10 protein-coding genes are annotated in these 11550 nt (G+C 56.2%); 8 read left to right on the top strand and 2 right to left on the bottom strand.

Features of this window, described 5'->3' with window-relative positions:
* The first annotated feature begins 240 nt into the window (after positions 1–240).
* From JX360_RS13915 to JX360_RS13900, 4 genes are all read left to right on the top strand, one after another.
* Positions 241–1656 carry a carotenoid oxygenase family protein gene (locus JX360_RS13915; protein WP_244352117.1) on the top strand — a complete coding sequence of 472 codons (1416 nt, stop codon included), beginning with the start codon at positions 241–243 and terminating at the stop codon, positions 1654–1656.
* Between the two features lie 144 nt (positions 1657–1800).
* Entirely contained in the window at positions 1801–2811 is a 1011-nt protein-coding gene (locus JX360_RS13910; RefSeq protein WP_244352115.1) for an ArsJ-associated glyceraldehyde-3-phosphate dehydrogenase, read from the top strand.
* Between the two features lie 55 nt (positions 2812–2866).
* Positions 2867–4153, top strand: a complete 1287-nt coding sequence (gene arsJ, locus JX360_RS13905) for an organoarsenical effux MFS transporter ArsJ (protein WP_244352111.1) — start codon at positions 2867–2869, stop codon at positions 4151–4153.
* 90 nt (positions 4154–4243) lie between these two features.
* A complete protein-coding gene (locus JX360_RS13900; RefSeq protein WP_244352109.1) occupies positions 4244–5875 on the top strand; it encodes an alpha-D-glucose phosphate-specific phosphoglucomutase in 1632 nt (543 codons plus the stop codon).
* 227 nt (positions 5876–6102) lie between these two features.
* Here the strand turns inward: JX360_RS13900 and JX360_RS13895 are convergent, their stop codons facing one another.
* Positions 6103–7014 (bottom strand): tetratricopeptide repeat protein, encoded by a 912-nt coding sequence (locus JX360_RS13895; protein WP_244352104.1) that lies wholly within the window; start codon positions 7012–7014, stop codon positions 6103–6105.
* 312 nt (positions 7015–7326) lie between these two features.
* On the opposite strand from JX360_RS13895, the gene JX360_RS13890 reads away from it, so the two are divergent.
* Positions 7327–7899 (top strand): hypothetical protein, encoded by a 573-nt coding sequence (locus tag JX360_RS13890; protein ID WP_244352102.1) that lies wholly within the window; start codon positions 7327–7329, stop codon positions 7897–7899.
* Between the two features lie 109 nt (positions 7900–8008).
* On the opposite strand, the gene JX360_RS13885 is transcribed toward JX360_RS13890, so the two are convergent.
* On the bottom strand, positions 8009–8899 hold the full coding sequence (locus tag JX360_RS13885) for a hypothetical protein (protein ID WP_244352100.1): 891 nt from the start codon (positions 8897–8899) through the stop codon (positions 8009–8011).
* A gap of 263 nt (positions 8900–9162) precedes the next feature.
* Between JX360_RS13885 and JX360_RS13880 the strand changes: the two genes are divergently transcribed.
* From JX360_RS13880 to tpiA, 3 genes are all read left to right on the top strand, one after another.
* Positions 9163–9867 (top strand): HEAT repeat domain-containing protein, encoded by a 705-nt coding sequence (locus JX360_RS13880; RefSeq protein ID WP_244352098.1) that lies wholly within the window; start codon positions 9163–9165, stop codon positions 9865–9867.
* A 7-nt stretch (positions 9868–9874) separates the two neighbouring features.
* On the top strand, positions 9875–10570 hold the full coding sequence (locus JX360_RS13875) for a hypothetical protein (RefSeq protein ID WP_244352096.1): 696 nt from the start codon (positions 9875–9877) through the stop codon (positions 10568–10570).
* A gap of 158 nt (positions 10571–10728) precedes the next feature.
* Positions 10729–11499, top strand: coding sequence for a triose-phosphate isomerase (tpiA, locus tag JX360_RS13870; protein WP_244352094.1), 771 nt, complete (start codon positions 10729–10731; stop codon positions 11497–11499).
* The last annotated feature ends 51 nt before the right edge of the window (positions 11500–11550 follow it).

The following is an 11550-nucleotide window of genomic DNA, read 5'->3' as shown; positions in this document are numbered from 1 at the left end:
CTCAGAGCAAGAGCGAGAACTCTACGAGAAGCTGCAACAAGTCCAATCCTACGATCCCCGCGCGGCCTTGAAACTTTAACTCTTGAGGGGTAGTGCCTCCGGCACCCTGTCGGAACCGGGGAGCTAGAACGGGGTCGTGCGGTTCCCGCTGCACGACAGCATTGCGTAGACCGTAGGTTGTTCCTAGCCACGGGGTGTTGTCCCATTCTGAGCTGAATTGACTACGTCTGTGTTTGATGTATGACTGCCGTTGCCCAACCTATACCGCTTTGGTCTTTAGCCCTGTCTGAACCGGGTCAGGAATTTGGCCCCACGCAGCTTAACGTGCTCTCAGGAAGGATTCCTACAGGTTTACAGGGATCCCTGTATCGCAATGGGCCGGGTCAATTGCAGCGAGGGGGAGAGCGGGTGGGCCACTGGTTTGATGGGGATGGAGCGATTTTGGCGGTTCATTTCCGGTCAGGTCAGGCGACGGGGCTCTACCGCTATGTGCAAACTGCTGGTTATCAAGCGGAAGAACAGGCGGGACGTTATCTCTTTGGGGGATATGGAATGCGGGCCAAACGGCTGGGACAAGCCCCCAAAAATGCTGCCAATACCTCGGTGCTGGCTTTGCCGGATCGGTTGCTGGCCCTCTGGGAAGCGGGATCCCCTCACCAACTGGATCTTCACAGCTTAACCACCCAAGGTTTGGATCTTCTGGGGCAATCGGGCACCTTACCCGCCTACTCCGCCCATCCCAAACGGGATCCCCTGACGGGAGAGATTTACAACTTTGGGGTGGAATTGGGCCCAAATGGGATCCTGCACCTGTATCGCAGCGATGCCCAGGGTCGGATCCAAGCCCATACCCGTCATCCCTTGCCAGGACTGCCCTTGATTCACGATTTTGTTTTGGCGGGGCGCTATCTGGTCTTTCTCGTACCGCCTGTGCGCCTCAATCCCTGGCCGGTGCTGGCCACCCTAAAAAGCTACAGCGATAGTCTCTACTGGGATCCCGGTCAAGCGACGCAGGTGTGGATTTTTGACCGCCAGACCCTACAACCCATCAGCCGCAACGAAATGGAACCGGTCTTCCAGTGGCATTTCGGCAATGGCTACGAAGCTGAGGATGGATCGGTGATCTTCACCCAGGTGCGCTACCGAGACTTTGCCACCAACCGCTATTTGGCAGAAGTGGTGAGCGGCCAAACCCACACCGCTGCTCCGGCTACGCTGTGGCGGATTCGTTTGCATCCCCAGTCAGGGCAGGTCCTAGAAGCAGAGCCTCTCCTGGAACGCCCTTGTGAGTTTCCTACTGTGCATCCGGCCCAGGTGGGGCAACCGCATCAGTATCTCTATCTGCTGCTGCACCGGCCTGAGGTGGATCCCAGCCGCGACATGTTCGGCAGTGTGGGCCGTGTGGAGGTGGAAACCGGATCCCTGCTAGAGGCCCATTTGGGGGAAGGACGTTACCCCAGTGAACCTCTCTATGCTCCCGACGCTGCGGATCCCAGCCGCGGCTGGCTGTTGAGCGTTGTTTTTGATGGCCCTCAGAATCGCTCCGAGGTGTGGATTTGGGATGCTGCTCAACTGGATCGGGATCCCTACTGTCGATTGGCGCTGCCGGAGCGGATCCCGTTGGGGTTCCATGGCACCTGGCGGCCCCACTCCTGAAGGAGCTTAAGGGTCTATTCATCAAATTATCTTGATGTGTATCGGCCGTTCTGGTAGGCTCAAGACGGGGTTCTGTGCTATTCAGGTCAGCAGGCTGGAGTCTTTGAACAGGATCCCTCTTGGGGCGCGCGGAGGGGGGAACCGATGGCGATACGGGTGGGCATCAACGGGTTCGGTCGAATTGGGCGACTGGTTTTGCGGGCTGCCTGGGGCTGCGAAGAATTAGAATTCGTCCACATCAATGAGATCAAGGGTGGGGCGGCAACAGCAGCGCATCTGCTCAAGTTCGACTCTGTGCAGGGTCGCTGGAGTATGGACGTGGAGGGATCCGGCGATCGCCTGCACATTCAAGGCAAAACCCTCACCTTCAGCGAATACAAAACGCCGGGGGAGGTGCCCTGGGCGGATTTGGGTGTGGATCTGGTGCTGGAAAGCTCGGGTAAGTTCGTCAGGGCTACCGAATTGGATCCCTACTTCAAAGCAGGGGTACGCAAGGTGATTGTGGCGGCGCCGGTTAAGGATGGCAACGCCCTAAATATCGTCATGGGAGTCAACGATCATCTGTACGACCCGGCCCAACACTCTCTGCTGACGGCGGCTTCTTGTACCACCAACTGTCTGGCCCCGCTGGTGAAGGTGATTCATGAAGGGATCGGCATTGTGCATGGGGTGATCACCACCGTCCACGACGTCACCAATACCCAAACGATGGTGGATGCTCCCCACAAAGATCTGCGGCGGGCGCGGTCAGCTCTGTTGTCGTTGGTGCCCACCACCACCGGCTCGGCTACGGCCATTGGCCTGATTTACCCCGAATTAAACGGCAAATTGAATGGCTTGGCGGTGCGAGTGCCCCTGCTGAATGCCTCCCTCACGGATGCGGTGTTTGAGGTGAAGCGACCCACCACGGTTGAGGAAGTGAATCACCTGCTCAAAACTTCGGCTGAAGGGGAATTGAGCGGGATCCTCGGCTATGAAGAGCTGCCCTTGGTCTCGGTGGATTTCAAAGGGGATCCCCGCTCTAGCATTGTGGATGGCCCGTCAACGATGGTGGTGGATGGGACGCAGGTGAAGATCCTGGCTTGGTATGACAACGAATGGGGCTATGCCAACCGCATGGCGGAATTGGCCCGCAAAGTCGCCCGCAGTTTGTAGATCTGAGTTAGCAAAGACGATTGGGAACACCTTTGAAACCCCTGGAGAACCCACCATGACCCCTGCCTCGACAGCCCAATCCGCCGCCATTCGCAACTATGCCCTAGTTACTGCTGCCTACTGGGGATTCACCATCACCGATGGGGCAATTCGCATGTTGGTGCTCTTGCACTTTCATAAGTTGGGGTTTACCCCGATTCAAATTGCCACTTTGTTTCTTTTCTACGAGATCTTTGGGGTGATCACCAACTTTTTGGGCGGTTGGATTGGATCCCTGTTTGGCCTGCGGCTGACTCTTTATGGTGGTATTGCCCTGCAAATATTTGGCTTGGTGATGCTGGGCGTACTGAATATGCAGTGGCCGATTTGGGGTCAGGTTACCTATGTGATGGTGGCGCAGGCTTTAGCCGGGATCGCCAAAGATCTCACCAAGATGAGTTCCAAAAGTGCCATCCGGTTGGTGGTCCCTAAAGAAGCCGAATCGCGCCTGTTTCGCTGGGTAGCGATGTTGACGGGATCCAAAAATGCCCTCAAGGGGGTAGGGTTCTTCGTGGGGGCCGCACTCCTGCAAGGGTTCGGGGAACTGTATGGCGAGATCACAGGGTTTCGTATTGCCAATTTCGTCCAAGCGGGTGCTCTGGCTTTGATCTTTTGCTCGGGGATTTTACTGCCGGCGGATATGGGCAAAATTAAGGCCAAGATCCCCTTCAAACAACTGTTCTCCAAAAGCAAAGAGATCAACATTCTCTCGGCGGCCCGTTTTTTCCTGTTTGGATCCCGGGATGTGTGGTTTGTGGTGGCGCTGCCGGTCTTTCTCTACGACAGCCTCGGCTGGACGTTTATGCAGGTGGGTACCTACATGGCCACCTGGGTGATCGGCTACGGCATTGTGCAATTTCTGGCCCCACAACTGTTGGGGAGCAATCGCCCCGGACGGGCTCCCAAAGCCCGCACCATTCAAATTTGGACTTTTGTGCTCACGGGGGTGCCGGCGATTATCGCTACGGCCTTTATGGCCGGGTTGGCCCCCGAACTGGTGATCACGGGTGGGCTGATCCTATTCGGCATTGTTTTTGCCTTTAATTCGGCGGTGCACTCCTACTTGGTGCTGGCCTACACCGAAGATAATGACGTGGCCCTGAATGTGGGCTTTTACTACATGGCCAACTCGGGCGGGCGGCTCCTGGGCACGGTGACCTCCGGTTTGATCTTCCAGTTTTACGGTCTAGAGGGGTGTCTCTGGTTCTCCACGATTCTGATTCTGTTGGCGGGGATCTTCTCCTTGAAGTTGCCAGATCCGAACAAAGGGCCGGTGGAGTGGGTGGTTAAGCCAGGGGATTGACCAGGGGATTGAGAAGACAACTCAGATGAACTCAGATGAGATGAGATAGTAGAGGGGCGAGCAGCATTTTCCCCAGCCTACCTGTAACCTATGAGCCTCCGCACCGTTCCTACCACTCCTTTCTCCGGTCAAAAACCGGGTACCTCTGGCCTGCGCAAGCAGGTGAAGGTATTTCAGCAGCCCCACTACCTGGAAAACTTTGTTCAATCCATTTTTGATGTTCTCGAGGGATCCGCCGGACAAACCCTAGTGGTTGGCGGCGATGGGCGCTATTACAACCGCGAAGCGATTCAGATTCTGCTCAAGATGGCCGCAGCCAATGGCATTGGACAGGTGCTGGTGGGCCAGGGCGGGATCCTCTCGACACCGGCTGTATCCTGCATCATCCGCAAATATGGGGCCTATGGGGGCATTATCCTCTCCGCCAGCCACAACCCCGGTGGCCCGGAGGGCGACTTCGGCATTAAGTACAACATTGCCAATGGCGGCCCTGCCCCGGAAAAGGTCACTGAGGCGATTTACGCCCGCACCCAAACCCTCGATCGGTACCGCATCCTAGAAGCCCCGGATGTGGATCTGGATCGCCTGGGTGAGCAAAACCTGGGATCCCTAAAGGTCAGGATTATCGACCCGGTTACCGACTACCGCGAGCTGATGGAGCGGCTGTTTGATTTCGACTTGATCCGGGATTACTTAGCTTCCGGCTTCCGCATGGCTTTTGATGCCATGCACGCTGTTACCGGCCCCTATGCCCGCGCCATTTTCCAGGGATCTTTGGGGGCACCGGAGGGTAGTGTTCTAAACGGCCAGCCCCTGCCGGACTTTGGGGGTGGTCACCCGGATCCCAACCTGGTGTATGCCCATGAGCTGGTGGAGTTGCTGTTTGGGGAGAATGGCCCCGATTTTGGCGCTGCTTCCGACGGGGATGGGGATCGCAACATGATTTTGGGGCGCAAGTTCTATGTAACCCCTAGCGACAGTCTGGCAATATTGGCAGCCAATGCCCAGCGGGTGCCAGGGTATCGAGACGGATTGGCCGGGATCGCTCGTTCGATGCCCACCAGTCAAGCAGCGGATCGGGTGGCGGCCAAGCTGGGGATCCCTTGCTATGAAACCCCGACGGGCTGGAAATTTTTCGGTAACCTCCTGGATGCGGGCAAAGCCACCCTCTGCGGGGAAGAAAGTTTTGGCACCGGCTCTAACCATGTGCGGGAAAAAGATGGCCTCTGGGCGGTGCTGTTTTGGCTGAATATCCTGGCGGTACGGCGGCAATCGGTGCAACAGATCGTCCAAGAACACTGGCAGACCTACGGGCGTAATGTCTATTCTCGCCACGACTATGAGGGCATTGATGCGGTGGCTGCCCAAGAGTTGATGGAGAACCTGCGCCTGTCTCTCCCCAGTTTGGTGGGGCAATCTTGGGGATCCCAAACGGTGGAGTACGCCGATGACTTCAGCTACACGGATCCGGTGGATGGTAGCACCAGCAGCAAACAGGGGATCCGCATTGGGTTTGTCAATGGATCCCGGATTGTCTATCGTCTGTCTGGAACCGGTACGCAAGGGGCAACGCTACGGGTTTATTTGGAGCGATTTGAGCCGGATCCCGCCAAGCATGGGCTAGATCCGCAAGTCGCCCTGGCCGAGCACATTCAACTGGCGGATCAGCTGGCGCAGATCCGGGCCCGTACAGGCCGTCAGCAGCCGGATGTGATCACTTAAAGCCGGTATTGGGGCAACTGCTGAGTGTTTGAGTGTTGCTCAATGCACCCGTATTGATTTCTCGTGGGGATCGACTTCTCCGGATGCGGGGGATGATTTCCTAATCGATTGTGGGATGAATGCGAATGCAAAAGCATCCCAGGCTTTGATAAGGCGGTTGAGGCAAGCTTCGACTACCGAAATGGAGGCTGTTTTAGCCCAGGCAATCCCCAAAAAGCTGCACCGACTCATCGCTTACCATCGGGATAAAGCCGGTTTAATCCCTTGCGGGCGGCGGCATGGGCATCAAGGGTCGCATCCATTTTCAGGATCTTGCGGTAAACCTGTTCAGCACGGGCCACTTCCCCCTCCTGTTCCAATTTCTCCCCCAATTTGAGCAAGCTTTGGACTGAGAGATCGGCCATCGGATCCTGAATTTGCCGCAGTTCCTCCAGACGCTCTTGCACCATGGGTCGCAACATCAGGGTTCGATCCAGATCCAACACCTCGCGGTAATAGCGCTGGGCCTCTTTGAGGTTGTTCTGTTCGTCATAAGCTTCCGCCAGTTGCAGGGCCAACTCAGCCGTGGGTTCATCTTTGAATTGCCGATGCAGTTGGCTTAAGCGGCGGGCAAAAGGGGATCCCTGCTGCGGGTTTTTTAGATCGGGGGCATGTTGAACCGGCAAATAGGTTGTTTCCTCGCCAGATTTTTCAGGGACAGCGGCAGATTCTTCTTTGTGAGGGCGAATCGGGGTTTGACGGCTGATGCTTTTCGGGTCGATGGGGGTGGGCTTATAAACCCAAATCGGCTGATCCGAGGGGGTGGGTGGGGGAGTAGGGCGAGGAATCGGCTGGGGCAGGGGAATGGTTTTGCGGTCGGGGGACTCGGCGGGTAGCTGCTTGAGCTGCTCAAGAGTACTGGGGGGTTTGGGCGCTTGAAACTGAATCTCTTTGCGCTCTTGAGATAACTCTCGATATAGAGAAGCCAACTGGGTATAACCGGCTTCTTCATAGGCAGTGGCAAGCCAACGGGCATTCTCTGCGCTGGGATCCCCGCGATACGCACGTCGGAGTAGCTGTAAAGCCGTGCCATAGTTGCGTTCTCGGATAGCCGCCTGTCCCAAACTGGCGGAGTTGGCTCCGGTGGTATCGCTAGCCATATTTCCCCGTAATGTCTTCTGTGCGCTGATGATAGATCAGTTCTTCCAAGCCAGCTACTTGGAGCATCATTTGCAACCGGATCCCTAGCGATAGCATAACCTTGCGACCCCAAGCGTTGCGAACCTGGATAAGCCTTTTCTGGCTCCCTTGGAACCCATGGGGGGATGCTCAGAGGATTCGTGCTCAATTTCCCTTCTCAAGCGGTTATTCTTCGGGTTAGGTTGTAGCCAATTCCGTTACCGGTTTGCAGGCTTTGACACGTTTTTTCCACTGGCACAGACATGATTCAACATTTTCGAGATCGACACCCCATGGGCAGTTTGCTCACGGATCTGTTGCGTGTGGAAGAGGGGATTTACATCGTCAAGGCGCAGGTGATAGTGAACAACACAGTGTTGGGCAGTGGCATCGCTGGATCCAATACAGTGGAAGAAGCGGAAGATGCCGCCTTGAAACGAGCTCTAAACCATGCGGGTTTTGGTCGCCCATCAATGCCGCTGGGTTTGGGAATGGATCCCTCTGGAAGATCCGCTTATCTGCCAACTCCCGATTTAGCTAACGGACACGCTAGCTCCTTACCGATTGCCCCTGAGCCTATTCCGGCCCCCATTAAAACAGCCCCCATCAAAACAGAACCAACCCCCTCCCCAGGATTGCCGGGGTTGACGGAATCTGGGGCGGATATGGATGATCTTTCCGATATCATTGCCCAAACGGATGTGGAATTGCAGCGTATCGGCTGGAGCAACAAAGAAGGGCGGGAATTCTTGGAAAGCCGCTTCCACAAAAAATCTCGTCACCAATTGACCGATACCGAACTGCGGGAGTTTCTCCGCTACCTGAAGCAGCAACCGCCTCGCCTGAACCGTGAATCTGGCTTTTAGTCCGGGATCCTGCTAAATCGCAAATCGAATCACAAATTGAATCAGGTCAAAAAAGGCCAAACCCCATCCGACCTTCTAGAGGCACAAGGTTATGACAAACCAGTTCGGCTTAGGGGGCACCGACAATGACCGTCGTGTCTTCCATCGTTTTCACCACATTTTCTCCCCCTTCGGAGAGCACCACCCGCCGCTCCCGGGCTGAGACACCCGCCACATTCGCTGTTTGATAATCCTGTCCAGCCTGTACCACGGAAGGCACAGTTCCTGGGCCGGAAATGAGGGCAAAGGATTCACTCCCGATTTGCACAATGCCAGAAACCTGTACACTGCGAGCAAAGGCAGCCGGATCCGGAGTAGGGGTGGGAACCGGAGTGGCTACAGCAACGGGGGCACCATTGCCATTGCCCTCTCCAGGGGGAGACAAAACCGGAGGGGGCGGCAGAGGTGGCAGCGCAATTTCTGGCTCAGGGGTGCGAATATTTTGGGGCACAAAGGGATCCACGCGACCGGCCCCACTCAAAGCTCGCTGGGTCTCTTGCTCCCGATCCACCGGTGGAATCAGGCTAGAAGCAGCTTGGGTGGTTTGCAACAAAGAGGGCACAGGGGGAGGAGCAGGCTGATCCGGCGCGGTCTGGCCAAAACCCGATGGTAAATTCACCGTTTGTTGCTGGGCCAGAGTTTGCATTTGGCTGGCTCCCCGGGCCAAGGTGGCGCTCATATCCTGTTCCCAAGCGCCTGAGGCATTCAGCCGCATGATTACGGGGCTGGCCCCACCCCGAGATTCCACCCAAATTTCAGCTTCTTGGTCACTGAGCCAGCGGGAGCTAATCACACGGGATCCCTGGGGCAACAGGGGCTGAATCGCCAGTTCAGCTTCAGGAACAGCCCGTTCGTTGGCCAGAGCCAGGGGTAAACGCGGAGCCAAGAACAGGATCCCTCCTGCCGATAGTAGGCCGATAGCAAGATAGGACAGTTGGCGAGTCGGTAAAGATTTCAGCATAAAGACCACCGGGAAAGAGCCTCGTGCCTTGTGCCCTTGAGCTTAGGGCGCCTTCTCTACCTAAAATACCCAAAATCCCTCTAGCGGGGCTAAGAGGTGGCCCTTTTCCACAACTGGAATGGACTGGTTTTTGCCTGAATTTGTCTAGCAAGGGATCTCTAAGCCAATTCTCCATACCCACTCTCGTCAAGCCAACCTGCCAAGCCCAAAAGAAATCTGCCATACTGAGAGTGTGTAAACAATTATTAAGACTAATTAAGACTATGGCTGCTCCGGCTCTGGATCCCGTCAACCCCGCTCGCTTACAACAGATTGCTCAGCAACTACAAAGCCAACGGCCTGCTGACCGCATGGTGGCGTTGGCCCATTTGCGCGAGGTTCCAGATGAAGATGCGGTGCCTCTGATTCTGCAGGTGGTGGATGATGAAAACCTACAGGTGCGGTCTTTTGCGGTTTTTGCCCTGGGGGTGAAGCAAACAGAAGCTTCCCTACCGAAGCTGCTGGAAATTTTGACTCAGGATCCGGACTACGGGATCCGTGCCGATGCGGCAGGTGCGCTTGGATATTTAGAAGATCCGCGGGCTTTTGAGGCTTTGGTACGGGCCTTTTATGAGGATGTGGAATGGCTGGTGCGCTTCAGTGCAGCGGTGGCCCTGGGCAACTTGAAGGATCCCCGTGCTTTTGAAGTGCTGATACGAGCTTTGGATGCCCCGGAGGTGTTGCTACAGCAGGCGGCTATCGCGGCATTGGGGGAAGTGGGGGACTTGCGGGCCCTAGATCGCATTCTGGAATTTGCCCAATCGGAGGATTGGCTGGTACGGCAACGGCTGGCCCAAGCTTTAGGAAATTTACCCTCTGCCAAGAGCCTTTCTGCTCTCAACTACCTCTCCAAGGATCCGCACGACAGTGTGGCAGCCGCAGCTCTAGACTCTTTACGCCGCTTGCAAAACAGAGGTGTGTTGGAGTGAAGCGGGAATGTCGGAGGCAGGTGTGACTCGTGCCGCTTTGATCGTGGCGGCTTTGGTATTTTCTACGTTGCTAGGGCCGCGGGTAGCGTTGCCTTGCGTGGCGGGGGTGGCGCTGTTGATCCTGGAGCAGGTGGCTTTGGGTGGGCGGCTGTCTGGCCTATTGGGAGCCTGGCTGGATTGGGCTTCGCCACAGTATCGACAACGGGTGATTCGTCATGAGGCCGGGCATGTGGTAGTGGCTCATTTGCTCGGGATCCCGTTGCTGGGGTATGTGCTTAACCCGTGGCAAGCCTTTTTGCGGGGGATCCCTGGCTATGGCGGAGTAGAGTTGGATCTGGCTCCTATGCAGCGGTGGCAAACTGAAGGGGGGATCCCATGGGGAGATGTGGATCGCTACGGCACCTTCTGGATGGCGGGGGCAGCGGCGGAAATGTTGCACTATGGCCAAGCCGATGGGGATGCGCAGGATCGGCAGCAGGTGATCCGGCTGTTGTCAGGGATCCCCTCCGTTCAACCTTTGGGCACCTCCGCAAAAATAAAGGCCCAACTGAATCGGTTTCTGCGCCAGAGCCAAGCCCTTTTGCAAGCTCATCCTGAAACTTACGCAGTTGCAGTTCAGCAGCTGGAGCAGGGATCCCCTTGGCCAGATTGCGTCGCCGCTATAGCCGCTAGCTTGGAACAGGAAACCGCTCAAGAGGTCTAACGCTTGCCCGGACAGGCTGAGCAGGATCCCGTTGCCGCTTGCTGATACACTGTGACATACGAAAAAACAGAAGCCTGGGATCCACATCATCTTACTGTTACTGCCCCTGCTTTTTGTGGGATCCCTTTTCTTCGCTGTCCCCTACGGAGGATCCCCTCTTGCGTCCCATCCTGATCGCTGGTAACTGGAAAATGCACAAGACTCAGGCTCAAGCCCGCGAGTTTTTGAGAGAGTTTGGCACTGCCCTACAGTCGTCTTCCCAGGACTCCGTCCCACTGACGCGAACAGTATCAGAGCGGCAGGTGATTCTGTGCGTGCCATATACAGACTTGGCTGTGGTGGTGGAGCAAACTCAGGGATCCGGCATAGCGGTGGGTGCGCAAAACCTTCACTGGGAAGATCAAGGGGCCTTTACGGGGGAAATTTCTGGCCCAATGCTGGTGGAATTGGGAGTGCGTTATGTGATTGTTGGCCACAGTGAACGGCGGCAGTATTTCGGCGAGAGTGATGAAACGGTCAATCAACGCCTGGCAGCAGCGCAGCGACACGGCCTTATTCCCATCCTGTGTGTCGGGGAAAGCAAGCACCAACGGGATCAAGGGTTGACAGAATCCTGGATTCTTGAGCAATTGGATCGCGGCTTGGCCGGTATTGATCTGGAGCATTTGGTGATCGCCTACGAGCCGATTTGGGCCATTGGTACGGGAGAAACCTGTGCAGCCCAGGAGGCTAACCGTGTGATTGGATTGATTCGCCAACATGTCGGCCAGGCGCATCTATCGATTCTGTACGGTGGCTCCGTGAAAGCCAGTAACATTGATGAGATCATGGCTCAACCCCAAATTGACGGGGTTTTGGTGGGGGGAGCCAGTCTGGAACCGAAAGAGTTTGCCCGGATTGCCAACTACCAAGCCTTGGCCACAGCCTAAATCCAAATCCAGAGCCTCTGGATCCCAGGGTTTCGGTGAGCCTGGAAACTC

It is taken from the genome of Thermostichus vulcanus str. 'Rupite' (assembly GCF_022848905.1).
Classification (GTDB): Bacteria; Cyanobacteriota; Cyanobacteriia; order Thermostichales; family Thermostichaceae; genus Thermostichus; species Thermostichus vulcanus_A.
This window is presented reverse-complemented; position numbering and strand designations above follow the sequence as displayed.